Below are 25,566 nucleotides of genomic sequence, written 5' to 3'. Positions count from 1 at the left end.
ACAGGAGCGTTTCTTTTTATTTCATTATTCTTTTACAAATTCCTTATCACTTCGGACCGTATCAATCGGACGGACATAGCTTTCAATTTCATCACGCTTCGGTTCAAGGAATGGCGGCAATGACAGCTTCTCCCCGAGAGTCTCGTATGGTTCGTCCCCCATGAACCCAGGGCCATCTGTAGCAAATTCAAATAATATGGACGGAGCAACCCTGGTATAAAGCGAACCGAAGAAGAATCGGTCCACGAACCCGGAGGTCTGGAACCCAAAGCCGCGCATATGGCGATCCCATTCGTCCAGGACAGATTTGTCATCAACTCGGAAGGCCGCATGGTGAACAACACCGTAACCCTGTCTTGCTGCAGGAAGAACCGAGTTATACTCTACGACTACCTGCGCACCATTTCCTCCTTCTCCCACTTCGAATAAATGGAGATCGCCGTCACTCGCAATTTCCTTAAAGTGAAGGACCCTTTCCATCATTTCCTTAAAGTAATCAAAATTCGCTACCCGGACGAAGATCGGCCCAAGACCAGTGATAGCATGCTCTAGGGGAACCGGGCCCTTTTGCCACGGAGTTCCTGCGGGAACTCCTTCATTGTTCTCATCTGAAATCAGCTGATATTGCTGGTCGTCAATATCCACGAATGAAATCGTCTTTTTGCCAAACAGCTCCTGAATTCCTCCATGTTTTACACCAAGGCGGTCAAACCGTTTGACCCAGTAGTCCATCGCGGCATCATTCGGTACACGAAAAGAGGTTTTATAAATTTCATTTGTCCCATGTGAGCCTTTCGGTATGCCAGGGAAGTCAAAGAATGTCATATCTGTTCCCGGGCTGCCCGTATCATCAGCAAAGAATAAGTGGTAGGTCTGAATATCATCCTGGTTAACCGTCTTCTTCACAAGTCGCATTCCCAGTATATACGTAAAGAATTCATAATTCTTTTCAGCAGAGCTTGTGATGGCTGTTACGTGATGGATTCCTTTTAATCCGTTCATTTTTGTATTCCTCCAATTGAATCACAGGCATAGCCCACAATTTTTTCTAGTACTATATTTTCCCTTTACGAAGACAGAGTTAATCGTTTTTCGTGCAAGAATTTATCTTTAAATAAAGTGTTTTTAATTCGAGATAAATATAGCATGGTTCCCATACCTTGTCAAACAAATCAAAAGCCAACATTCTTGAACTGCCCCTTATCAAAGCTTGGAGGGCAAGTCCCATAGATTGTTGGCTTCTTTCATTACTTAATGCTATTTATAAATTCCCTGACAGCATCCTGGGTCTTTGCGTTGGCACTATGTAAATGGGCTAGCTTTTCGCCATTTTTAAACACCAACAGAGACGGAATCCCCATTACATTTTGCTCCTCGGAAATTTCGGGAAACTCATCACGGTCCACCTTGATCCAGTGCTTGTCCTGGTTCTCTTCAATCACTTCATCAATAAACATATCGAGCCGCTTGCAGTCCGGACACCATGTTGTCGTAAATATCCCGACTGTCAGCTCGTCCTTTGCAATTTGATCCCGATATTCCTGCTCTGTCTGCACTTGTTTCATGAAAGATCCCCCCAGATAGTTTGTACCCTTTTATTATACTCAAACTTTTCCTCCAGTTCACAAAGAATGCCTCTTTTTATTCCACCTGACAGCGGAATTTTTATAGGAAGATTTTCTTACATAAGAAAGGCTTTTTAACACAATCTGTTTTAAGCTTTGATTAAAAACGATTTGTGAGGGGTGAACTCAGGTGAACATTCATGACAAAGTTCTATATAGCGGGAATGTGTACAGAATCATTTATGACTATAAAAATGGATTGTATGAAATTCGGAGAGAATGCAATTTTTATGAGGTCGAACTGGTCAGTGAAACGCAAATTTGCAAACTGTAAGGTGAATCCCCTATCTGCAAGCCTGTGTCCCTTTCCCCGCTCTGCTAAAATAAAATTCTTCTGCGCAGCCGGCATTCACAACTTCATAAAAAAAAATGAGAAACGGCAGCCGCCGTTTCCCACTTTCTCAACTATCTAATTACACCGCCGCACTGTCCCACTTCTTCTCGTCCTGGACAAACAGAATGCCCAGCTCATGATGATCGCCTTCATACAAAGCACGCTGGACAAAACGGATTTGTCCGTTTGTATCAAGGACCTCGAGCTTGCAGTGGGCCCCGTTGCGCTGGAGGGCCTCGTAAAGGCTTTGTTCATCATTGACGGCACTGCCATTTACTTTTGTGATCAATTCCCCAACCTGAAGCTCCATCCGTTCCGCCGGCGAACCTGGAATGATTCCAAGGATCATGACTCCGTGATTTTGCTTGGCAAAATAAAATGGCCGATTGTCGTCGCGCATTCGCTGGACAAGGGCAATCCCTTCACGTCCAATGATCGCGGCAGCAGCTGCCGCAATCGAAGCAATGGGGTACCAGTAGCCTGCGACTGCAATGACGAACACCAGCAAGCCAACACCAAGAACCTGGCCTCCGTAACGTCTCACAGCTTCCTTGGGAAGCATCCCCTGAATCTGCTGCTGGAAGCCAATTCCGAACGGAACGAGCATCAAGGAATATAGGTTGTCCCCCATTTCAAAAACAGGCCACCAGGCAAATGGCGGTTCCAATATTTCTCCAGGTATCAGCAGAAAGACCGGCAGCATCCATAGCCTCTTGGCCTCATGAACCCCTACCGTCTGCCCGCGCTTGCTTTTCGCCAGCTTTGGTGAAGTCCCTTTACTGCCGTTCCTGCTGATTAAAATCCCTTCACCAATCATCAGCAGGGCAAGAAGGATGGCCACAGATGGATAAACTTTGTCCTCGAGAGATTCAAAATAGGTACCGATAAGCGGAATATCCCAGCTTTTCCCCGCAACGTAAGTCAGCACGAAAAACGCCGCCCCGACGGCATAGGCAGGGGAAAGAACCCTTACACGTGAAACCAGGCTAAAAAGGAGCATAAACACTCCGGTTAACAGCACCGCTGCGAAAGGGATCACCAGACCCGTCGCCACCGTAATAATCGACAATATTAGACCAATCAACAGCCCAAGCGGAAACAGCTGCCGCAGTTCATATAAGGCATCCTTGGCCCGGACATGGAAATTCTTCCGTTCCCGCTTCACCCGGGAAATACCAAGAAGACCCGCCAGAAAAACGAAGTAATAGATCAAAGGGTGAAGAAACAGCTTACCCGCACCCTTAAGCAATTCTAATAACCATATCTGCATCACCCAATGTCACCAGCCTTTATCTTAAAGTTAAAATTTTTGGTCAGTTAAATCTATTTTAACAAAATCATTGAATAAAACATATCGCTAGTTTGGTATTTTCTCAAAGATAATTGAAAAGGTGTTCATCCGCGATATAAGGTGCTCATGGGGTGGTAGTCTGCCGCCAGGCGATTATTAGTCTAAAAGAAGACACAGAAATCACTAACTTGCTCTAGATTTTCATTTACATTATCAAGCACTTAAACAACTCATTTTTCTCGATAAGTTTTATCTTGACCTGCCTTTCCCGTAATGTGCATCCCGTTCACCAAAAGAATTTAGGAGAAGTGTTAACATCACTTTCAATCTGGATTCTCCCCACAAAAAATGCTGCCAAAATGGCAGCATTTCCTTTATTTGGCCAGAAGCTTGATGGCCGTCTGCAGCTGTGCATCGTTTTCTTCTTTTTTCATTTCTTCTCTTGCGGCTTCTTCGAGGGCGGCCGCGGTCTTGCTGTCAATAATGCCAGTAACAGCCATTCCTCTTTTTCGCTGGAAGGCCCTTACTGCCATTTCTGTCTGTGTGCTGAAATAGCCATCGGTCCGCCCTGGGGCATAGCCTATTCCCTCAAGGATTTCCTGCGCATTCTTCACTTGTTCGCTGTTCATGTCCTGCTTCAAGGACTGTTCCATTTGGATCGGGTGGGTATGATAGAGCTTTGGCTGTTCTACCGCCACAGTCGGCTTGATTCCATTTTTGTGGATCCAGTTTCCATCCGGCGTCAGCCATTTGAACAAGGTTAGCTTGATATTGCTGCCGTCACCCATTGGAACTGCCTGCTGGACGGTACCTTTTCCAAACGTCTTTTCTCCTACAATAGGATAACTTCCGGCTTCTTTCATCGCTCCTGCTAGGATTTCTGATGCAGAGGCGCTGCCCTTGTCGGTCAAAACGACAATCGGGTATGGCTTCCTCTCTTTTAACGATGAAAAGAACCTGGTTTTTTCACCGCTTCGTTCTTCTATCTGATAAATGGGCTTCATTTCGGTGATCATTTCTTTTAACACTTCTTCTACACTAGACAGGAGCCCTCCCGGGTTGCCACGTACATCAATAATCAGAGAGTTCATTCCCTGGTCTTCCAGTACAGCCAATTCCTTTTTAAATTCCTTGGCTGTATGTTCAGAGAAAGTGGTGATTTCCAAGTATCCGATTTTATCACCAGCATGCTGCTTCATATCTGCATGTACGGTGATTTGTGGAATTTCATCACGCTTCACTTCCACTTTCAGGGGCTCCTTCAACCCTTGCCTTCCTATCTCCAGCTCAACGGTTGTCCCCTTCTTCCCCCTGATTTTCAAAGTGGCTTCGTACAGATCCAACCCCTCAACACTCTCGCCATCTACCTTAAGAATTTGGTCATTTGGCTTGAGCCCGGCTTTTTCAGCTGGAGAATCCTTGAATGGGGAGACAATGATGACTTTGTTATCAATCATGCTAACCTCTGCACCGATTCCTTCAAAAGAAGATTCCAGCGTCTCACTAAACTGTTTGGCTGTTTTTTTATCCATATAGACAGAGTATGGGTCCTCAAGCTTAGTGAGCATCCCCTGAATCGCACCTTCGACCAGTTTGTCCTCTTCTACTTTTTCGACATAGCTGGTTAAAATCAAGCTGTACGCCTGTTCTACTTTCTTCAGCCCTTCCGCTGATATGATTTGTGCGTTTTCTGTTTCCTTAGACCCTAAACTGAATGTTTCCCCTTTCGCAACAGCCCACTGCATGCCGACATAGGTGCTGCCAGCTCCTATCAACAGGGACCCTGTCATCAACAGGGCAATCCATTTTCGGTTCATCTCCGCCCTCCCGCTCTGCCTTGCTTGTTTTATAGTAAACTTGCTTTTCATTATATGAATGGTTCGGACGAGTTATGAGAATTATTTGTACATGCATTCCTCCAAAGTTTAGCTTGAGACGGCTACGGTATGAGGATGTTTTGCTACAGAGTAAAACGGGTATGCAAGAAGACGAACCCACTCGCATAGTTTAATAAAAGTACACGAATGAAGGAGGTCTTAAGCTATGGAAACGATTGAAACATTTGCATGGATCTTGTCCTCCATTTTAGGGTTAGGCTTTGTTGGTATGATCATTGCATTGGCAAAAAAACCGAAGCACCTCTTAAATAATCAACGCAGAAAATCAAGATCTCTTGAGTAGCCCTACTTCATTCCCATATAGTTCAACAATAAAAAAACAGCCTGGAGCGTACTCCAAGCTGTTTTTCTGTTTATTCAAGTCGATTTCCCGGGTATACAATATACTGAGACCTCTTAAATTACAATACCGACAATGGATTAATTGCATTTGATTTGGATGCATTCCAAGGCCCTTTATGAACTTCAAAATGCAAATGTTGTCCGTAGGATTGGCCTGTGTTCCCCATCGTACCAATTCTTTGACCTTTTTTCACAACTGCTCCATTTCCTGCCATTCTCGCACTCATGTGAGCGTAGACTGTTGTATAAACTTGTCCATTAATAGAGTGGGAGACAAAAATCGCATTTCCATAGCTGGAAGAGAAATAAGAACGGATGACAACACCGTCAGCTGCAGCTACGATTGGAACGTTGCCGCCACGGCGCGCAATATCAATACCGGCATGGAAGCTTCCCCAACGCTGCCCCATGCCAGAAGTAACACTTCCGCTGGCTGGCCAAGTGAAGGCGCCACTGGAAACCTTTGGTGCTGGTGCTGGTGCCGGGGCAGGAGCTGGTGCCGGGGCAGCTGAGCTAGCACTGGAGCTGGAGCTGGACGAAGAAGAACCGCTGCTCTTTTTCGACTGTGCTGCCGCAGCCGCAGCTGCTGCCGCTTCCGCTGCTCTTTGCCTTTCAAGCTCTGCCTGTCTAGCGAGTTCTGCCTGACGAGCAACCTCTGCAATTCTATTCTTTTCAAGCTGGATTGCTTTTTCCATTGCTGATGCCTGTGCAGACAGTACAGCAGCCTCTTCCTGCTTGCTAATCATTTCTGCATGCTGATGTTTCTCTTCTTTTTTCAGTGATTCCATCAGTTTATTCTTTTCAGCAATCTGCGCTTTAAGATTTGCTTTTAACGTTTCAAGCTCCTTCTTCATTTCCTGAAGATCTGCAAGCTTCGTTTCAACTTCGTTTTTCTTCTTCTCAAGTTCGTCCTTATCCCTTTGATGCTCTTCAAGAAGCTCCTTGTCGGCCTGTGCGAGTGTAGCAACAGCACCTACACGGTCAACAAAATCGCTGAAGCTTTGAGCTCCCATAAGCACATCAAGGTAGCTCACATTGCCGCCGCTTTCCTGATAAGAACGTGCTCTTTCTTTCAGAAGTTCATTTCTCTTCTCGATGCGTTCCTCAAGAATCTTGATTTCTTCTCTCAGCTTCTTGATCTGCTCCTCAGTTTCTTTAATCTGAGCATTTTTTTCATCGAGCTTTTTAGTTGTATCTTCTACTTTAAGATCAAGTGTCTTGATTTGACTTTCGACGCTTGCCTGCTGATTCTGCAGCTCGCCGATTTTGGATTCTTTTTCTTGCACTTCAGCATTTTTCTTTGCCTGTTCCTGAAGCAGGTTCGCTTTCTTCTGCTCCATTTCTGAAAGATTGTCTGCACTTGCATGGTTTAACGTATATGGGCTGAGCAAGGAACCCAGGCTTAAAGTACTGACTACTGCTAGTGAGAGTATATGCTTTTTCACTAGATTATTTCCCCTCTCCGACTTTTGATAGTTTCGTAACTTTATCTCTCTCTGTATCGTCTATTATTAGAAAGTGTTTATGTAAGGGAGAACTGCCTCCCCTGTTCAGACTACACTTTTAAGAACTTACGGACGGACATAAGACTTCCCCAGATTCCAATTGCTGCTCCCATGATCAGGAGGATAGCGGATAATTGGTATACAAACGGGTTAAACTCAATTAATTTGATAAAATTGTTGGCCAGCTTTTGCTGGAGGATATCAAACAAATAATAGTAAGCAGTTGAAACAGCTGCAATCGGAATAATGGCACCAAAAATCCCCAGCCAGAGTCCTTCAAGGAAAAATGGCCATCTGATGAAGGAGTTGGTCGCCCCGACCAGCCTCATGATTTCAATTTCATTCCGCCGTGCCAGTATCGTAATTTTGATCGTATTCGAGATCAGGAACATCGCCGTAAACAACAGGCCCACAATCAGGATCAGCCCGACATTCCTGCTGACCTTGATAAATTTAAACAGCGGCTCGACTGTGCCTTGTCCATATTTGACGGAGGCAACATGCTTTAACTCTTCAATTTCCCCGGCCACGTTTACAGTATCGGTGGGATTTTTGGTCTTTACGACGAACACATCATTTAAAGGGTTCTCTTGTTCAACTAGCTTAAAGGCTTCTCCTTCTTCCCCAAAGCTGTCAATCAGACTTTTCAGCTCTTGTTCTTTGGAAGAGTAGACGATGCTTTCTATTTTTGGAATCTGCTCCAGTTGCTGTTTTAAAACCTCTTTATCTTTATCATTGGCAGCGATATCGATATGGACGCGAATTTCGACATCCTTCTCAATGGACGTTGCCACGCTATTCAGGTTCATCATAATGACGAAAAAGACACCGACCAACAACAGCGTCACTGTTACGGAACTTATGGATGCGAAGGTCATCCAGCCGTTTCGTCCCAGGCTCTTAAAGCTTTCTCTGAAATGCCTGCGGAAGGTTCTAGCTTTCATAGCCGTAATCACCCTTCTGTACATCACGCACAATCTTTCCGCCTTCGATCGCAATAACACGGTGCGTGATTGTATTAACAACTTCCTTGTTATGGGTGGCCATAACAATGGTTGTTCCTCTTAAATTAATCTCTGCAAGAATATTCATGATTTCCCATGAAGTATCCGGGTCCAGGTTTCCGGTGGGCTCATCGGCAATGACAACTTTCGGCGAATTCACGATGGAACGGGCAATCGCCACTCGCTGCTGTTCTCCTCCGGAAAGTTCTGTCGGAAGCATTCTCGCTTTATGCTTCAAGCCGACAAGATCAAGAGTTTCCATAACCTTTTTCTTTATGGCTGCAGGCTGTTCCTCGATTACCTCCAGGGCAAAAGCCACATTCTCATAAACCGTTATGTTCGGCAGGAGCTTAAAATCCTGGAAAACCACCCCGATGTTCCGGCGCAGCAATGGAACCTTGCTGTTTTTTAATGTAGAGAGGTTAATTCCATTTACCGTAATCATCCCTTTAGTGGCTTTTTCTTCCCGGTACATCAATTTAATGAAGGTTGATTTCCCGGCACCGCTGGGTCCGACAACATAAACAAATTCACCTTGATCTATTTTAACTGTCAATCCGCTGGCTGCAGTTACGCCATTGGAATAAGTTTTATATACATCCTGCATTTCTATCATTCTATAATCACCTTAGATACTAGTTTATCCCATGGCTAACATTCGACATATTTTTCTACCAGAATCATTATATCATCAAGTTCTTCCAAAAAAACCACTTAATATATTACAATTTGTTTTCAAAATGAGCGCTTTCTCCCATTTTTAGCCTATGACAGAGGATAGCGGCAAGGGTATTGGAAAATTCAGGAGAAGGAAAACCGCCAACCCTATGTAATTACTAGGGTTTTAACTTTTGTGCCAAGGAAGCGAATCTTCAGAAGTATTTCATTCATGTTACAAAGGGGTTAAAAATATTGTTGGATAAATTGTGAAAAACGTTTGATTTGAGGTTTATTTTTATGAAAAGGGGGATGTATTAGGGAAAAAAGAAAAAGCCTGTGGCTTTTCAGCTCACAAGCTTCCTGTCTTGGCTTATTTTTTGCCTGCCAGCCATTCTGCGACTGCGGAGGCATCTTCACCTGTCAATAAGCCTTTAGGCATTGCACCCTGACCGTTCTTAATGATTCCCTCGATATCTTCCTGGGTATACTTGGATCCGATATGCGCCAGTTCCGGCCCCGCACCGCCCTGAAGCTCACCGCCATGGCAGCCAGAGCACTTCTGGTTGTACAGCTTTTCTGGATCTCCTGCTCCGGCTGTATCGTTCCCGGCCTCATCTCCTCCGCCGCCGCCACAGGCAGCAAGGGCAAGGGATGCTCCCATCAACAGAGCAAAAAACTTCTTTTTCAATGTTACTCCCCCTCAGCAAATTTTACATACAGTTCTATCATATACTAATGTTATGCCCGTTTAAAACCTTCACCCAATACCTCAGAAGCATCAGTCACAATTACAAATGCTGATGGGTCAATTGTCTGGACAATTTGTTTCAATCTTGTGAACTCCGTCTGATCGACAACGCACATCAGGACAGGGCGTTCTTGATCGGTATAGCCACCATATGCTGATAGTTTTGTCACACCGCGGTCGATTTTATGCAGGATGGCTTCCCGGACCTCATCCTGATGAGCCGTGATGACCATCGCCATTTTGGATCTGCCAATCCCAATCTGGACCATATCAATCGTCTTCGAAGTCACATACAGGGAAATCAAGGCATATAAGCCGCGTTCAATGTCAAAGACGACCGTGGCTGTCAGGACAATCAATCCATCAATCAGAGCAACACAGGTCCCCAGGGATAAACCCGTGAACTTATGAATGATTTGTGCAGCCAGGTCGGTACCTCCAGTTGAAGCCTTTCCGCGAAACGCCAGGCCAAGCCCGAGACCCACACCAATTCCTCCAAACAAGGAACCCAGAAGCGGATCCAGCGTCCAGGGCTCCCAGCCCTTTGTCAAAAACACAACAAACGGCAGAAAAATGGTTCCGACAAGCGTCTTGATCCCGTACCGCCCGCCAAGAAAAATAACACCCGCTATAAATAACGGGATATTAAAAGCCCATTGAACATAAGCTGGCTCCCAGCCCAAAAGACTATTAAGAATCGTGCTGATTCCGCTGACCCCGCCAGAAGCAACCTGGTTCGGGAGCAGGAACTGGTTAAAAGCAATTGCAACAACAGCCGAACCCGCAAGAATGTACACATATTCAAACAGCTTTTCCAATCCCGGATTTTGCACAGTATTTCGTTTTTTCTTCACCTAGTTAGTCTCCTTCAGTCAATTTCCAGCAGTGAGTATAGCATTGGAGACAAAAGTTGTAAATGCCAGCCATCTACCGTGGTAAAGGGCTAAATCTTCTATTTGAATTAGTTTGATTTTATCTGGAGGAATTATGCAGGGGGAGTTGGGCTGTTTGGGGATATGGTATTTTGAGGGAAGGTGGTTGAGTTTTGCGGGCTTCATGGGGAGGAGAATGAGATTCCTTGGAAACCTTGTTTATATTCTTATTGTGATGCTTATTGCTAAATTAGTCCCTTTTTCCATCGTGATGAGTACATAGAACTCCTCTATGTGACCTTCTTCTCCAATTTCCACCAGGGTTGGTTGCATAGAACTCCTCTACGTGACCTCCTCCGCCCTTTTCTACAGGGATTGGTTACATAGAACTCCTCTACGTGACCTTCTCTTCCTTTTTTCACCGGGATTGGTTACATAGAACTCCTCTACGTGACCTCCTTCACCCTTTTCTACAGGGATTGGTTACATAGAGCTCCTCTACGTGACCTTCTTCTCCAATTTCCACCAGGGTTGGTTACATAGAACTCCTCTACGTGACCTTCTCTCCCTTTTTCCACCAAGATTGGTTCCATAGAATTTTTTTCATATGTAACCTCCTCCCTTTATTCGCCGGCACCTTTATGTACATAAACTACACTGTTTTCCTTCATATAAAATAACCGTCGATAAAGCTCGCAAAAAAAGCCCCTTGCCAGGCATCCAGACCAGGCAAGGGGCTTCCTTGTTTCTATATTATACTAACTTCGAGCGCAGGTAGGCATCGATGAATTGATTGATGTCCCCGTCCATGACGCCTTGCACGTTTCCTGATTCGGTATTGGTGCGGTGATCTTTTACCATTGAGTAGGGGTGGAAGACGTAGGAACGGATTTGGCTTCCCCAGCCGATTTCTTTTTGTTCTCCGCGGATTTCGGCGAGCTGCTGCTCCTGCTCTTCGATTTTACGCTGATAGAGCTTTGCCTTCAGCATCGTCATCGCACGTTCACGGTTTTTGATCTGGGAACGCTCGGTCTGGCAGGTCACGACTACTCCGGTCGGAACGTGCGTGATCCGGACAGCCGAGTCGGTCGTATTGATATGCTGACCGCCGGCACCGCTCGCACGGTACGTATCAATCTTTAAATCTTCAGTACGAATGTCAATTTGGATGTCGTCGTTCAATTCCGGCATAACCTCACAGGATACGAAGGAGGTATGGCGGCGGCCCGACGAATCAAATGGCGAAATCCGCACCAGACGGTGAACTCCTTTTTCAGCTTTCAGGTAGCCATAAGCATTGTGTCCTTTAATGGAAAGAGTCACACTCTTGATACCTGCTTCATCTCCAGGCAGGTAATCCAGAGTCTCGACTTTGAAGCCTCTTTTTTCTGCCCATCTTGTGTACATGCGCAGCAGCATGGAGCCCCAGTCCTGTGACTCGGTTCCGCCTGCTCCCGGGTGAAGCTCAAGGATGGCATTGCTTTTATCATAAGGCTCGCTCAACAGAAGCTCGAGCTCAAAATCGCTCAGGCGCTTCGTCAATTGCACAAGCTCGTTCTCCAGCTCTTCCTGAAGCTCTGCGTCGCTTTCCTCTTTTACAAGCTCATAGGTCAGTTCAAGGTTTTCAAAGGTTTCATTCAGATCGTGAAACACATGGACCTGATCCTTCAGAGCATTCGATTCATTAATCACAGTCTGTGCGTTCTGCTGGTCATCCCAGAAATCAGGGGCAAGCATGACCTCATCCAGCTCAGCTATTCTGGCTTCTTTGTTTTCGAGGTCAAAGAGACCCCCTGAAGCCCGCTAATTTCTTAGCTGTTTTTTCTAGTTCATTCCGAATATCTGCTAATTCCATTTTGGTCACCTCATAAAATAATTACTTTCATTATAGCCGATTTTACACTTCAAGGGAAAAGAGGGCTGCAGAACATCCGCCAGCCCTCCCTTCTATTATATTCCAGATTACAATTTATGACATTGTTCCGTGGCAGTTCTTGAACTTCTTGCCGCTGCCGCAGTAGCATGGGTCGTTGCGGCCAATTTCAATTTGTTTAACCACTGGTTTTTTCTTTACTTTTTCGCCATCTTCCTTGGGGTTGACAGCCTGTCCTTTCGCGACTTCCTCACGCTGCAGGTTGTTGCGGATTTCAGCCTTCATGATATAGCGGGCAACATCGCCTTCAATGGACTCGATCATGCTTTCGAACATCGCAAATCCTTCCTGCTGATATTCACGCAATGGATCGATCTGGCCATAGGCACGAAGATGGATTCCCTGGCGGAGGTGGTCCATCTGGTCAATGTGGTCCATCCACTTGGAGTCTACACTGCGAAGAACGATGACTTTTTCGAACTCGCGCATCTGTTCGGCGCTCAGCTGTTCTTCTTTTTCATTATAACGCTGCTTCACCTTATCCATGATGATATCGACAATCATCTCGCGGTCCTTGCCTCGAAGGTCATCCTGTGCAAGATCGCCTTCATTAAGAAGGTTCCCGTTCACATAATCAATCAGGCCTTCAAGATTCCAGGAATCCATGTCTTCGCCTACCGGTGTAAAAGCAGACACATTACGTTCGACAGAAGAAAGAATCATACGTTCCACAATGTCACGGAGGTTCTCGGCTTCAAGCACCTCATCACGCTGTTTGTAGATGATTTCACGCTGCTGGCGGAGAACATCATCATACTGGAGCAATTGCTTACGGGCATCAAAGTTGTTGCCTTCCACACGCTTCTGGGCAGATTCTACGGCCCTGGAAACCATCTTGCTCTGGATTGGCTGTGAATCATCCATTCCGAGTCGGGCCATCATGGTCTTCATATTGTCGGAACCGAAGCGGCGCATTAGTTCATCTTCCATTGAGAGGTAGAACTGGGTGATACCCGGATCTCCCTGACGTCCGGAACGACCGCGGAGCTGGTTATCAATCCGGCGGCTTTCGTGACGCTCTGTTCCAATGACGGCAAGACCGCCCAGCTCCCGGACCCCTTCTCCAAGCTTGATGTCCGTACCGCGTCCGGCCATATTGGTGGCAATCGTAACGGCCCCGCGATGTCCGGCTTCAGCAATGATTTCTGCTTCACGGCCGTGGTTCTTTGCGTTCAGGACATTGTGCCTGATACCTTTTTTCGTCAAATACCTCGAAATCAGTTCAGAAGTCTCAATTGCCACTGTACCTAAAAGGACTGGCTGTCCCAGGGCATTTCGCTGGGCAATGTCCTCCACCACCGCACGGAATTTCCCGTCCATGGTCGCATAAATCAAATCGGCACGGTCATCACGGACAATTGGACGATTCGTTGGAATAACGACAACACTCATATTATAAATGTTGCGGAATTCCTCTTCTTCCGTTTTCGCTGTTCCTGTCATCCCGGAAAGCTTTTCATACATCCGGAAGTAGTTCTGGAACGTAATCGTTGCAAGCGTCATGCTTTCATTCTGGATTTCAAGGCCTTCCTTCGCCTCGATTGCCTGGTGAAGGCCTTCGCTGTAGCGGCGGCCCTTCATCAGACGGCCTGTGAACTGGTCAACAATGACAATCTCGCCGTCCTGGACGACATAATCCACATCCAGGTGCATGCTGACATTGGCTTTCAGCGCCTGGTTAATATGGTGATTCAGGGTTACATGGGAAATATCGAAAAGATTTTCGATTCCAAAAGCCCGTTCCGCTTTGGTAATTCCCTCTTCCGTCAACAGTACACCCTTTGTTTTTTCATCATAGGTGTAGTCTTCGTCTTTTTTTAGCATATTGACAAAAGCATTGGCCTGGATATAGAGACCCGCACTTTTTTGAGCTGTGCCGGAAATGATCAGCGGCGTCCGCGCCTCGTCAATCAGGATGGAGTCCACTTCATCGATAACCGCATAATGAAGCGGGCGCTGAACCTTCTGGTGGCTGTACAGCACCATATTGTCACGAAGATAGTCAAAGCCATATTCGTTGTTTGTGCCATACGTAATATCCGCCTGATAGGCAGCCTGCTTTTCTTCCTTATCCATGCCTGTTAAGTTCAGGCCGACTGTCAGGCCAAGGAACTCATAAAGCTGGCCCATTTCGTTTGCGTCACGGCTTGCCAGGTATTCGTTGACAGTGACAACGTGAACACCCTTGCCAGTGATGGCATTCAGGTAAACCGGCATGGTCGCTGTGAGGGTTTTACCTTCCCCTGTTTTCATTTCGGAAATATTTCCTTCGTGAAGAGCGACGCCACCCATCAGCTGCACCTTATATGGATAGAGCCCCAGCACGCGGCGGGCACCTTCGCGGACAACCGCAAACGCTTCAACAAGGAGGTCATCTGTGGATTCTCCATTCTGGTAGCGTGCCTTGAACTCTTCTGTTTTTCCTCTTAATTCATCATCGGATAGCTTTTCAGTTGCTGCAGCCAGCTTGTCAATTTCATCTGCCAGCCTGGTAAGCTTTTTCACATCGCGTTTGTTCTGGTCGAAAATTTTATTTAAAATCCCCATTCTGATGCTCCTTTTATCTATTGGGTCTAAGAAGACATATTGAAAAACCTTATACTAGAAAAAGATTCGCTTAAAATGCTCTGAATCCTGTTAAAAATTTGGATTTATTCCTAATTTAATCTTACCACTTAGACTATGGAGTGACAACAGATGCACAGCCAACGGGAAACATTGACAAGTTTCTCCATAAAATTTGTCTATTAAACTACATATTTCAGCAATAGGGATGCTTGCGCCCTCGCAGAGGTTTTATCCCTCCATATTAGTGAAAATAGTAAATAGGAATCAATAGGAGGGATACAACCATGAACCTTAACTACAAAACAAAGCTTCTCCCTGTTGGAATCGCATTTAGCCTGGCTTTCGGGGTGAGTGCATGCTCCAGTGACCAGAGCCCTCCGCCGGATGAAGAACGAGATACAGGCAATCAGGTGGAAGAGCTTGAAGAGGAAGAAAAGGAGCTTCAGAAGGAACACGGAGATACAGACACTGAGCATCCGGAAGTTCCAGAAGAACCTGGTACCTCGGAACAGGAGAAAATGGACCAGCACGATGATAATCATGCCGGGTAGACGGGAAAAAAGGAACGCATTTGACGGGCGTTCCTTTTCCCATTTACCGCTGTTTTTTCATAAACTCCAAAACTTCCAGATCGATCTTCCCTCGCTCCTGCTCGCGCTCCTCGAAGTTTTCAGTGTGAATATAGGCTGTCAGTGCCTTAAACAAGTCTTCCTCATCTTCCTTTTCCCCTTTTAAATAATCCAGGCGCCTTAAGTTCGCAATCAGCTCTTCCTTCACCTTTCCCTCAATGGCCGCCACATTGTCCGGCTTTGATTTCGCAAAATAGAGCTGCTGGAGGCCATAGATGCGGATCAGCTCTTTAATGGGCTCCGGATGGTCATCGACACGCAGGTCAATATAACGGTCATTATATCCGCCGTAGCCTCCTGCTTCTTTTACGACAAGAAGCGCTGCGGATTGCTGCCCCCGGCTGTCCCCTCCCGCCAGCTGTCCGGCATACAGGGTGGAAACGAGCCGGTGGGCAAGGCTCCCTTCCGTTTCTGTAAAGGTTTTGGCCATTGCCCGGACGGTTTCCTCGCTAACCAGGATGTTTCCCTGTGCTGCAAAATGCTCTCCGGTCACACCACCGGCCCAGTCATAGCAATAGGTACCTGTAAAAGTAGCGGCATTGCCATGGGCATCAATCAGCCCGACCTGGCGCATCTCCTTATCCTTGTCCTCCCTGGTGATGAGTTCCAGTGCTTCCTGTGCGGACTTGCCTTCTGCCATCAGTTCAAGCGCCTGTGGCCCGTACGCCGTATTCGCGTACGATTGGGTGGCAACTGCTCCCACTCCGGCCTTTGCGAAGGGGACGACTGCCCCCACGCCCAGAAACTTCGATTGAACGGCAATGCCCCACTCTTTTTCCTTTGGATCATACCCGACGATTGAAAAGGTCATAATGTCCTTCCTCCTTGTTGTAAAATGATGCTAAAACCCGCAGCCATTTGTCAGGCTGCGGGTCTCTTTTACACATTTAATTTAAACTTAAAGGGCTCTGGGCTTACTGCGCTTCAATCAAGCCGTAGCGGCCGTCTTTCCGCTTGTAAACGACGTTCGTATTATTGGTTTCAGCATTCTGGAAAACGTAGAAATTGTGGCCCAGCAGGTTCATCTGCAGGATGGCTTCCTCGCTGTCCATCGGCTTCAGGTCGAAGCGTTTGGTACGGACAAGCTCGAGATCCTCTTCTTCCCCATAAGGAGTGTCATCGGAGAAGATTGGCCCAACATCCTTGATGCTGTCCTGGCCGCGGAATTTACGGTTCACTTTTGTTTTATGCTTGCGGATTTGGCGCTCTAATTTATCAGTAATCAGGTCGATTGCCGCATACATGTCTTCGTGCAGCTCTTCAGCTCGGAGGACCAGATTTTTCATTGGAATGGTAATTTCCACTTTGGCTTTTTTATCTTGATAAACCCTCAGGTTCACGCTTACGCTTGCATTTGGTGTTTCTGTAAAATAACGGTCCAGCTTGGAGACCTTCTTCTCCACATACTCTCTGATTGCTGGAGTTACCTCAATGTTTTCACCACGAATGTTATAGTTCATAAGCGATACTCCTCCTTTGAAAAGACTATGTATCTATACTTCTATATTACCCTAAAGAACTCCTTCCTTAACACAGAAAAGATTTGACGAATTAGTGAATTTTCCATGTCGTAAAAAGAGAGAGTCTGTAAGATTCTGTTGAATAAAAAAGAAAACCGCCGGCAATTGGCGGTTCATCACAGTTTTAATTGCGTTTATCATAGAACATCCCGTCCACAGCCAGGCTCTGATACGGATTCACATATTTGTTGCTTGACTCTTTTTTGACATTGAGTTCTTTTAGATCCTTCTGGATGTCATTCTTCTCTGATGCCAGCAGCCTGTCCAGAAGCGAGTTCAGTTCAATCAGCTTTTTCCCGAGCTGCTTTTCCTCATCTGTATAAGGGGCGACCATTCCCTTCATGGCCTCTTCCCGCTTTTGCAAAAGTTCCTCGACCAAGGTGATTTTTTGGTCACGGTTAAAATCCTTTTGAAGCACTTCGATCAGCTGCAACGTTAGCTGATAAACCTGCCGGACGGCACTCACAGGGCACTGCCGCCATGACCGTACTGCTTCTGGCGGTTAATCTGGATAACCTGCTTCCACGTATCACGGAACTCGGTTACCAACCCTTCCACTTCCTCCAAAATGCCGGCATCACTCTTGATGTTCGCTTCAATCAGACGACGGTTCATATAGTCATACAGAGACAGCATATCTTTTGAAACCTCGAGGTCCTGATTCAGGGTCACCATCAGCTCCTGGATAATTTTCTGCGCCTTTTGGATATTAGTGTTTTTCACCTGGATATCTTTTGTCTGGATCGCATTTTTCGCAATGTGAATGAACTTCAGGCAGCCGTTGTACAGCATAAGCGTCAGCTCGCCTGGCGATGCTGTATTGACGGAATTTTGCTGGTAGGATTGATATGGATTGTTAATTGCCATGTTTTTTCTCCTTATTACACAGAATTTCTATTATCGTTTCGATCACCCAAACTGCTGCATTAAATAGGTAGCCTGCTCGTTAGAACGCTGGATTGCTTTCTCCATTGCGGTAAACTGGCGCCAGTAGCGATCCTCCACTTTGGTCAGGCGATTTTCAAATGTGCTGATCTGGGACGTAACATTCGTCAGCTGGCGGCCAAGCAAGAACTGCGAGTTCGTGGAGAACGTATTTCCTGCCTTCGCTTTTAATTTATCCATTGCAGCATTGATCGTGTCTGTTAAGCGGTGGGCAATCCCTTGCTCCGCGCTGGTCGTTCCACTTCCCCGGAACAGATTCTCAACCGACTGAGGATCCTCCTCGATGGCTTTTTTCAGTTTAGCTTCATCGATTTGCAGCTTCCCGCCTTCAAGATAGTTCGAGGTGGTGCTAATGCCTATGCTCGCCAGCTGACTAAATAGCGGTGACACCTCGGAATTTTTCACCGGCGTGCTAAAATTGCTGCGCATTCCGTTCAGCACCTGGGCAAGAATCGGATCCCGGCGAAGCAAGCCGCTTTTCGCCTTCTCTTCCCATTGCTCCTGCTGCTTGTCGGACAGCTGCTCCTTCTGTTCATCCGTCAGCGGCTTGTAGTCCCGGTAATATTCCTCTGACGATTTCTTCGAGATTTTATCAATCAGCTCATTGTACTTATCGATGAAAGATTTAATATTGTCATAGACTTTCGTGGTGTCATTGTTGACTGATAGCGACACTGGAGGAGCTTCTGTTTCTGTAAAGGTCTGCTTCAGCGTGAAGGTGACTCCGTTCATTTCAAAGGTGTTGGAGTTACGCTCTGTTCTTAAACCGTTTATTGTAAAAACTGCATTTTCTCCACCGGATTCAGCGGAATCCGCAAATTTCAATAGGGATTCTGCAAAAAGGCCCGTTGCGGAGATTTCGTTTCCAGTACCGGCTAAAAAGTCTCCCGTTTCTTTTCTTGTCAGGGAAATTTTATCCGAAAAACTGTCATAGAACATCGAAACACCAGCATTGGAACTGTTGACGCGGTTGACTACCTGGTTAAGAGACTCGGAGGCTTCTACCAGGAAGTTTTCGCTCACTTCGCCTTTTGATGTTTGGGTGGTGATATTGAAGCTGGAGTATTTTTGTTTATAAGTTGCTGTCAGCTCGGTGTCGGCGGCTTGCTCAGCATCAAATTTAACTTTTCCTGTCTCAAGATTGATAGAACCAATATACTGACCATTATTTACAAGCCGGTGACCATTTTCATCCTGTGTTCCATCTATGGTATAAGCAACGTCTCCAACCTTTAAAGAAAAATCCATGGTTAGGCCGCCTTTTCCTAGCTGCCACTCAATTGTTGCGGCTGTCAGCTTGTTGGTCTCAACCTTCTGATCAGCGATATAGCTGACCTTAATGGAAGAATCTTTTGCAATTGGACCGCTAAAGGTTAGAGTACCGTCCTCCGCCAATTGCACTTCGTTTTTCCCTGCCGCAGGAGTGCCGGAGACAATTTTATAGGAGGTGCCGTTAACTTTAACCGACATTTGGTCTAGTTTAGTTGTAGCAATCTTTTCATTAGCATTTAAGGTTATCTTTGGTCCAGAGGTGCCATCAGACACAAGGGTGGCATTTCCCACAACTCCATCTTCGGACCAGGTAAACCCAGGAGAAGCTCCAACAGCTGTGGTGTTTAATTTATCCTGCTGGCTGATCAATGATTTTGATGCATCGATTTTACTATTAGGGTCTCCTGACAAAGATGTGTTTGTAATCCTCGTCGCCGCACTCGCCAGCTTTTCAACCGACTTGATGCTATACGATGAAGCTGATGCAGCACTGCTTGCGGTAGCTGAAATTCTGCTTTCGTTTGTTGACGTTACGGAGCGTGCCCGGTATTGGGTGGTCAGCTTCATGTTCGTCAGCTCGGTCCGGAAGTTTAACAGCAGTGTGTTCATTGAGCGGTAGTCATCCCGCTGCCATTCGAGGGCCTGCTTTTTCTGTTTTAGTTTATCGAGCGGCATTCGCTCTGCTTTCATCAGGTCGCTGACAAGCGTGTCGATATCCATTCCGCTGGCCAGTCCGCCTATACGTATCCCTGCCATGTTTCCATCACCTTTATATCTTTTTGTCGACCATCAGCCCGAGGAATTCCGTCATTGCTGCATAGATATCCAGCATCTTTTTTGGCGGTATCTCACGGACCACTTCATTGGTGGTATTATCTACTATACTTACATAGTACTCATGCAGTTTTTCATGATATTGAAATTTGATTGAAGTATCGGAAGCTTGGACAAATTCGTTTAGGGTGTCCACCATTTCTTTCACTTTAGCTTTTGATAGATTAAGATTCTTTTCGGTTTCTTCCTGTGACCTTGAAACACTTTCTATTTCCTTAGTGTTAATGTTGGTAACTCCCGTTTTTGAAGTACTTTGTTGCGAAGGTATATGAATAGATGAAAGTTTATCAATCACCCTAAGTTCCTCCTGCTGTAGCTTTGGTCTTTTGTTTTTATATCGGATGGTTGTATTTAATGTTTAGAAAGATGGCGGAATCCCGTTAAAAAATATAAAATCAGGTGTAAATGGGTGCATAGTGTCCTGGCAGAAATATTATATACTGTTTAAGGTAAGACCTTTTTACTTCTAGAAAGGATTTTTCTAATGACGCCTTTTACCGAAAATGTAATCAGGATTATTCGCAGCATCCCCCCTGGCAAAGTGATGACCTATGGCCAAATCTCAAGTCTTGCAGGAAGTCCCCGAGGAGCCCGGCAAGTCGTCCGCATCCTGCACTCAATGAGCAGAAAGCATCAGCTCCCCTGGCACCGAGTCATCAACAGCAAGGGACAGATCGCCCTCAAGGATGAAGAGTCCTATCAAGAGCAGCTATACATGCTTGAAGGTGAAGGCGTAGAAATTGGACTGCATGGGGTTATCGACCTGGATAAATATCGGTATCATCCTGAGGAATAGGAATTTATTTGATGCGTGAATTCAGCATGAAGTACACTAGAGACGCCATTCCAGCACCACTTTTGCAAAAAAGGGACATCTTCCCAAAAAAGTCCAATCGGAAATGAAGCCTTGAGAACCAAGGCTTTTTTATGTGCAAAAAAGTCTAATAGACGGGTATTTAAAACCGGTGTTAAGATAAATAACCATATTGATGAATTGTTTTATTTGATAAGGCACAAGAATATGCAATTTTGTAACCGCTTGCATATTTCTCCCTTTCAAAGAAACAAAAAAGATCAATAAGGAAGGGGTGAAGGAAAGCGGAACAAATAAAAGGGTGCATTACGCACTTGCAAGGGAGAACTTGTTAAAAAAACAGAGGAGTGAAAACGTAAATTGGGGATGAACAAAAGCAAGATTAAACTATTTTCCGTACTGATGGCGATTGCCCTTATTTTCTCAAACCTTCAATTTGTGGGTGCCGCCAACGAAACTAGCGATTATAACCTGCTCACCAGCACCGATTTTGAAAATAATGATACATGGGGCTTTACAACAGCTGCCAGTACTCTTTCCATCCATAATGAGGATCTTGGGGGCAACACTTCTTCCAAGCTTCAATACAGCATGGTGAACCAATCGGGCGGCCGTGTGGCAACGAAGAAATTTGATACAGCTGCCAAAGGACAAAACATTCTTGTAAAATTCGACTGGTACCCCGGCAAGGTAAATGATAAAGGGGACAAGCTCGAGGAAAACGGCGGCGAGTTTAGAATCATCGACACTTCCGGCAATACGATTTTTACACTAAACAATACCAATAATGCACCACTGAAGTATTTCGCACGCGGCCAGGCTCCAGCCGAAACAAAGATTACAAACAAGGAAGCCTGGTACAGCTTTGAGGTTAATTTTAATATTTCTACCAATGAAGTAGTTTTAAAGATTACGGATCAGACAGGTGCCACCGAAGAATATACTTCTTCACTTGAAGGTGCATCCTTTGATGGTTCTGTCGCATCCGTAAAGCTTGTGGGACTCAGGACCTCCGGAAATAATATCACCTGGACGACTTATCTTGATAATTTTGGAGTCTATCATATTCCAGTTGCGGACAACACGCTTTACCTGGTAGATAAGCTTCCATACCATCGTGTTTATGTTAATGAAACAACAAAAGATATCGCCTCTATCGGTCTGCCTAAAACCGTTAAGGTGACGCTTGCTGATAATAGTAAAAAAGATGTTGCAGTAACTAAGTGGACAAGTGTAGGAAAAGAGTGGAATCCTGATGAGCAGGGAGTTTACGAGTTTAAAGGCACCCTTGCTGAAACAGAGGGGATTGTGAACTCTTTTAACAAGGATGTCAAAATCTATGTGTATAACCGCCTTGCTCCTCCTGAAAATGAGCGGCAGACGGAGTGGCTTGACAGAGGAGTCATTGCTCTTAAATCAGATGATGGCATCTTCGTGAGCTGGCGTTTGCTTGCCGATGAATATGCGAAAGATGTGAAATTCAATATTTACCGCAATGGTGAAAAATTGAATACCGAAGCACTGGATATTACCAACTATCTTGATGCGAACGGTGCTCCAGAAGATACTTACACGGTAGAAACATTGGTAAATGGAAAATCAACCGAGAAAAATGATGTGAAAGCCGCAGGCAAAGATTATCTTTCCATCCCAATGCAGAAGCCTGAGGGCGGAAAAACCGCCACTGGTGAATACACCTACACCGTGAACGATTCCAGTGTAGGAGATCTGGATGGAGATGGCGAGTATGAGGTCATTGTAAAATGGTATCCAACAAATGCGATTGACAGCTCGCAGACAGGGATGACTGGCCCAACGATTTTTGATGCTTATAAGCTGGATGGCACGCTTTTATGGCGAATCAACATGGGACTCAACCTTACTTCCGGCGCCCATTATAACCAGTTTATCGTCGCTGACTTTGACGGCAATGGAAAAAGCGAATTCCTCATTAAAACGGCGGATGCAACCACGTCATACGGTGCAACCGATGGGAAGTTCGACAGCAGCAAAGTCCTGAGTGTAATTGGAAATGCCGAGGACAATGGAAAGTGGGTCGGTGATAATGGCCATGTTATTGGCGGTCCGGAGTACATGTCCGTTTTCAATGGCGAAACAGGAAAAGTGATTAATACGATTGATTACGCCTTCCCGCTTGGTGAAGACGGCGGAGCTTCATGGGGCGATACGTGGCAAAACCGTTCCGACCGTTTCCTTGCTGGTTTAGCCTACCTGGATGGCAAAAAGCCAAGTGCGGTCTATGGCAGAGGATACTATGAAAGAACAAGCTTCGTAGCTTATAGTTTAGTAGATGGAAAGCTGAAAGAAGAATGGACCTTTGATTCCGATGAAGCCGGCAGAGGGAAAAGCCTAGGTTATCACAGCCTCGCCACTGGAGATGTGGATAATGACGGCTTTGATGAAATCGTCGCAGGTTCCTTAACCCTAGATCACGACGGAAGCATCCTTTATGCAATGGACGGCGAAATGGGACGCGAAACAGGTTCCCATGGCGATGCCTTGCATGTCGGCGCCTTTGACCCTGACCGTGAAGGCCTTCATGTCTTTGGTGTCCATGAAGTGCCAGCTGTTGCATCTTTAGAGCTGCATGATGGCGCAACTGGAGAAACCTTGATGTCCTACTACGCTTCCCTGGACGCTGGCCGAGGACTGGCGGCAAACATCACCTCCTCCCCTGGCTATGAATTCTGGGGAACGGGCGGTTCAACCGTAGAGACGGGCGGAGGCATTTACAATGTCCAAGGCAAAGTCGAAGCCAACATCTACCGTTCCGCAGGACTCTCCGTCAACTTTGCCCTTTACTGGGATGGAGACCTTCTGCATGAACTACTCGATAACACATCTATTACCAAGTACAACGAAGCCACTGGAAAAGCTTCATTGTTGAAAGGCTTTGAAGGCGTGGTAAGCAATAACGGCACAAAAGCAACACCAACCCTTCAGGCAGATATCCTTGGAGACTGGCGTGAAGAAGTCCTTTTGCCGACAACCGACAGTTCCGAGCTGAGAGTATACAGCACCACGATCCCTACGGATTACAGACTGTATACACTGATGCATGATGCCACATACCGAAACGCTATCGCATGGCAAAACACTGCCTACAACCAGCCGCCGCATATTGGGTTCTACCTTGGCGAAGATATCAAAGAGGCAGTTCTGGCTGGGGAGTTAAAAGCACCTGGGGTTGACTATACGGCAAGTTTGGATGCTTTGAAGCATGTCGTTGACCTTGAATTGGATGCTCCGGAGTATTTCGTTTTGAAGAATCTCTTGAGGCAGGCTGAGCGGAAGCTGGAGAGCGGGAAGTATGAGCAGGCCGCGAAGCATTTGGGGGATTTTGTGAGGCATGTTAATCGGGAGAATAAAATTAATGAAGATTTAAGGACAAAATTGGTTTCAGATGGTAAAAGATTAATAGAGATTTGGAATGAGTAGATAGCAAGATGTAATTGCTTTAAGCTACAAAAAAGGATGAACGCCTTGAGCGTCCATCCTTTTTGAGTATTAACGAAGAAGTTGAAGAACACCTTGTGGCTGTTGGTTAGCTTGTGCAAGCATTGCTTGAGCTGCTTGACCAAGAATCGAGTTCTTAGTTTGGTTCATCATTTCTTTTGCCATGTCTACGTCACGTACACGAGACTCAGCAGCTGTTAAGTTTTCAGAAGATGTATTTAAGTTGTTAATTGTATGCTCTAATCGGTTTTGATTAGCACCAAGTTTAGAACGTTCAGCAGAGACTTTATCAATTGCAGATTGAATTTTTGTCACTGTTTCTGCAGCTTCCTCATGAGATAATACACTCAAAGCTGTTTCTGAAGCTGTACTATCAGTACCATTAGTAACTGCTAATTTACTATCAGTATTATTTGCAGCTGAAAGACCTAAAGCTTGAGCTCTCATGTCACTGATATTAAGAGTAAGACTTTGGCTCTCATTTGCACCAATTTGGAAATTTAATGGAGCTTTATCAGCAGCACCAGCTGTTGTTGTTACAGGTGCACCTGTTGCACCTGTTGCACCGGAAAGGTCTGCAGTTAAAGCTTTATCTTCTCCATTAGTTTTTGCTTCAATTGCTACTCCAGTAGTGCTTGAAATTGTAACAGTGTATTTATCCTTTAAATCAGCATCGTTATCAATGGCTGATTTAATAGCAGTAGCGGTGCCTCCCGCACTAGTTGAAAAGTTGACTGTTTTACCAAGAACTTCCACAGACCCTGCTGTCATATTAGCAACGTCAAATGTGATTTTTGCTTTACTGCCAGCTTCAGTAGTTGCTTTATCACCATTTAGTAATTTTTGAGTGTTAAATTCGGTTGTATTACCTATACGGTTGATTTCTGAAGTCATTTGGTTGATTTCTTTTTGGATTTCTTCACGGTCAGATGTTGTGTTTGTATCGTTACCGGCTTGAACAGCTAATTCCCGCATACGTTGAAGAATATCGTGAGTTTCGTTTAATGCACCTTCAGCCGTTTGAATTAAAGAAATCCCATCTTGAGCATTCTTTGAGGCTTGATCTAGTCCTCGTACCTGTGCACGCATTTTTTCAGAGATTGCAAGACCAGCCGCGTCGTCGCCAGCCCGATTTATACGTTGACCAGAAGATAATTTCTCCATTGACTTAGCTTGTGCGTTGGAAGCACTATTTAACTTATTGTAAGTGTTAAGCGCCGCAATATTATGATTGATTTTCATTGTTTTTTTCCTCCCTGAATTTAGTTGTCCACTTCCTTGTGAACAATGGGTGA

At 45.6% G+C, this 25,566-nt stretch carries 22 protein-coding genes; 4 read left to right on the top strand and 18 right to left on the bottom strand.

The window, feature by feature from the left end:
- Positions 1-24 precede the first annotated feature (24 nt).
- The 4 genes from EV146_RS06120 to EV146_RS06105 form a co-directional block, all read right to left on the bottom strand.
- Entirely contained in the window at positions 25-1,002 is a 978-nt protein-coding gene (locus EV146_RS06120) for a ring-cleaving dioxygenase (RefSeq protein ID WP_132003397.1), read from the bottom strand.
- Between the two features lie 245 nt (positions 1,003-1,247).
- Entirely contained in the window at positions 1,248-1,565 is a 318-nt protein-coding gene (locus tag EV146_RS06115; RefSeq protein WP_132003394.1) for a thioredoxin family protein, read from the bottom strand.
- Between the two features lie 473 nt (positions 1,566-2,038).
- A complete protein-coding gene (locus EV146_RS06110) occupies positions 2,039-3,232 on the bottom strand; it encodes a PDZ domain-containing protein (RefSeq protein WP_132003391.1) in 1,194 nt (397 codons plus the stop codon).
- A 392-nt stretch (positions 3,233-3,624) separates the two neighbouring features.
- Positions 3,625-5,067 (bottom strand): S41 family peptidase, encoded by a 1,443-nt coding sequence (locus tag EV146_RS06105; RefSeq protein ID WP_132003388.1) that lies wholly within the window; start codon positions 5,065-5,067, stop codon positions 3,625-3,627.
- Between the two features lie 226 nt (positions 5,068-5,293).
- On the opposite strand from EV146_RS06105, the gene EV146_RS27435 reads away from it, so the two are divergent.
- On the top strand, positions 5,294-5,431 hold the full coding sequence (locus tag EV146_RS27435) for a hypothetical protein (RefSeq protein ID WP_162990197.1): 138 nt from the start codon (positions 5,294-5,296) through the stop codon (positions 5,429-5,431).
- Positions 5,432-5,549: 118 nt separating this feature from the next.
- Here the strand turns inward: EV146_RS27435 and EV146_RS06100 are convergent, their stop codons facing one another.
- The 7 genes from EV146_RS06100 to secA all read right to left on the bottom strand — a co-directional run bounded on the left by EV146_RS06100 (position 5,550) and on the right by secA (position 14,759).
- Positions 5,550-6,935: a murein hydrolase activator EnvC family protein gene (locus EV146_RS06100; RefSeq protein ID WP_132003385.1), complete on the bottom strand. Its 1,386-nt coding sequence runs from the start codon at positions 6,933-6,935 to the stop codon at positions 5,550-5,552.
- A gap of 110 nt (positions 6,936-7,045) precedes the next feature.
- A complete protein-coding gene (gene ftsX, locus EV146_RS06095) occupies positions 7,046-7,939 on the bottom strand; it encodes a permease-like cell division protein FtsX (protein ID WP_121611034.1) in 894 nt (297 codons plus the stop codon).
- A complete protein-coding gene (gene ftsE, locus EV146_RS06090; RefSeq protein WP_121611033.1) occupies positions 7,929-8,615 on the bottom strand; it encodes a cell division ATP-binding protein FtsE in 687 nt (228 codons plus the stop codon). The genes ftsX and ftsE overlap by 11 nt, the downstream gene beginning before the upstream one ends.
- 414 nt (positions 8,616-9,029) lie before the next feature.
- Positions 9,030-9,347, bottom strand: coding sequence for a cytochrome c551 (gene cccB / locus EV146_RS06085; RefSeq protein ID WP_121611032.1), 318 nt, complete (start codon positions 9,345-9,347; stop codon positions 9,030-9,032).
- Positions 9,348-9,397: 50 nt separating this feature from the next.
- The gene (locus EV146_RS06080; protein ID WP_121611031.1) at positions 9,398-10,261 is read right to left on the bottom strand and encodes a YitT family protein; all 864 of its coding nucleotides are present in this window, start codon (positions 10,259-10,261) and stop codon (positions 9,398-9,400) included.
- A 771-nt stretch (positions 10,262-11,032) separates the two neighbouring features.
- A protein-coding gene (gene prfB / locus EV146_RS06075; protein WP_132003382.1) for a peptide chain release factor 2 occupies positions 11,033-12,134 on the bottom strand; the annotation gives its coding sequence in 2 pieces (ribosomal slippage) (positions 11,033-12,061 and positions 12,063-12,134; 1,101 coding nt in all).
- A 114-nt stretch (positions 12,135-12,248) separates the two neighbouring features.
- Positions 12,249-14,759: a preprotein translocase subunit SecA gene (gene secA / locus EV146_RS06070; RefSeq protein ID WP_132003379.1), complete on the bottom strand. Its 2,511-nt coding sequence runs from the start codon at positions 14,757-14,759 to the stop codon at positions 12,249-12,251.
- Positions 14,760-15,064: 305 nt separating this feature from the next.
- Here secA and EV146_RS06065 point away from each other — a divergent pair, with 305 nt between their 5' ends.
- Positions 15,065-15,331: a hypothetical protein gene (locus tag EV146_RS06065; protein WP_132003376.1), complete on the top strand. Its 267-nt coding sequence runs from the start codon at positions 15,065-15,067 to the stop codon at positions 15,329-15,331.
- Between the two features lie 43 nt (positions 15,332-15,374).
- Here EV146_RS06065 and EV146_RS06060 read toward each other — a convergent pair whose 3' ends face one another.
- The 6 genes from EV146_RS06060 to flaG form a co-directional block, all read right to left on the bottom strand.
- Positions 15,375-16,220 carry a DUF1028 domain-containing protein gene (locus EV146_RS06060; protein WP_132003373.1) on the bottom strand — a complete coding sequence of 282 codons (846 nt, stop codon included), beginning with the start codon at positions 16,218-16,220 and terminating at the stop codon, positions 15,375-15,377.
- A 103-nt stretch (positions 16,221-16,323) separates the two neighbouring features.
- Entirely contained in the window at positions 16,324-16,869 is a 546-nt protein-coding gene (gene hpf, locus EV146_RS06055) for a ribosome hibernation-promoting factor, HPF/YfiA family (RefSeq protein WP_121611026.1), read from the bottom strand.
- Positions 16,870-17,053: 184 nt separating this feature from the next.
- Positions 17,054-17,395, bottom strand: coding sequence for a flagellar protein FliT (gene fliT, locus EV146_RS06050; RefSeq protein ID WP_132003370.1), 342 nt, complete (start codon positions 17,393-17,395; stop codon positions 17,054-17,056).
- On the bottom strand, positions 17,392-17,796 hold the full coding sequence (gene fliS / locus EV146_RS06045) for a flagellar export chaperone FliS (protein WP_132003367.1): 405 nt from the start codon (positions 17,794-17,796) through the stop codon (positions 17,392-17,394). Before fliS ends, fliT begins: the two co-directional genes overlap by 4 nt.
- A 42-nt stretch (positions 17,797-17,838) precedes the next feature.
- Entirely contained in the window at positions 17,839-19,902 is a 2,064-nt protein-coding gene (gene fliD, locus EV146_RS06040; protein ID WP_158287024.1) for a flagellar filament capping protein FliD, read from the bottom strand.
- Positions 19,903-19,915: 13 nt separating this feature from the next.
- Positions 19,916-20,275, bottom strand: coding sequence for a flagellar protein FlaG (gene flaG / locus EV146_RS06035; RefSeq protein ID WP_132003364.1), 360 nt, complete (start codon positions 20,273-20,275; stop codon positions 19,916-19,918).
- A 189-nt stretch (positions 20,276-20,464) separates the two neighbouring features.
- Between flaG and EV146_RS06030 the strand changes: the two genes are divergently transcribed.
- Together EV146_RS06030 and EV146_RS06025 are read left to right on the top strand one after the other, a co-directional pair.
- Entirely contained in the window at positions 20,465-20,776 is a 312-nt protein-coding gene (locus tag EV146_RS06030) for an MGMT family protein (RefSeq protein WP_132003361.1), read from the top strand.
- A 384-nt stretch (positions 20,777-21,160) separates the two neighbouring features.
- Positions 21,161-24,253, top strand: coding sequence for a rhamnogalacturonan lyase family protein (locus EV146_RS06025; protein WP_132003741.1), 3,093 nt, complete (start codon positions 21,161-21,163; stop codon positions 24,251-24,253).
- A 69-nt stretch (positions 24,254-24,322) separates the two neighbouring features.
- Here the strand turns inward: EV146_RS06025 and EV146_RS06020 are convergent, their stop codons facing one another.
- Positions 24,323-25,513, bottom strand: a complete 1,191-nt coding sequence (locus EV146_RS06020; RefSeq protein WP_132003358.1) for a flagellin N-terminal helical domain-containing protein — start codon at positions 25,511-25,513, stop codon at positions 24,323-24,325.
- Between the last annotated feature and the right edge of the window lie 53 nt (positions 25,514-25,566).

This window comes from Mesobacillus foraminis (assembly GCF_004340465.1).
Classification (GTDB): domain Bacteria; phylum Bacillota; class Bacilli; order Bacillales; family Cytobacillaceae; genus Mesobacillus_B; species Mesobacillus_B foraminis.
This window is presented reverse-complemented; position numbering and strand designations above follow the sequence as displayed.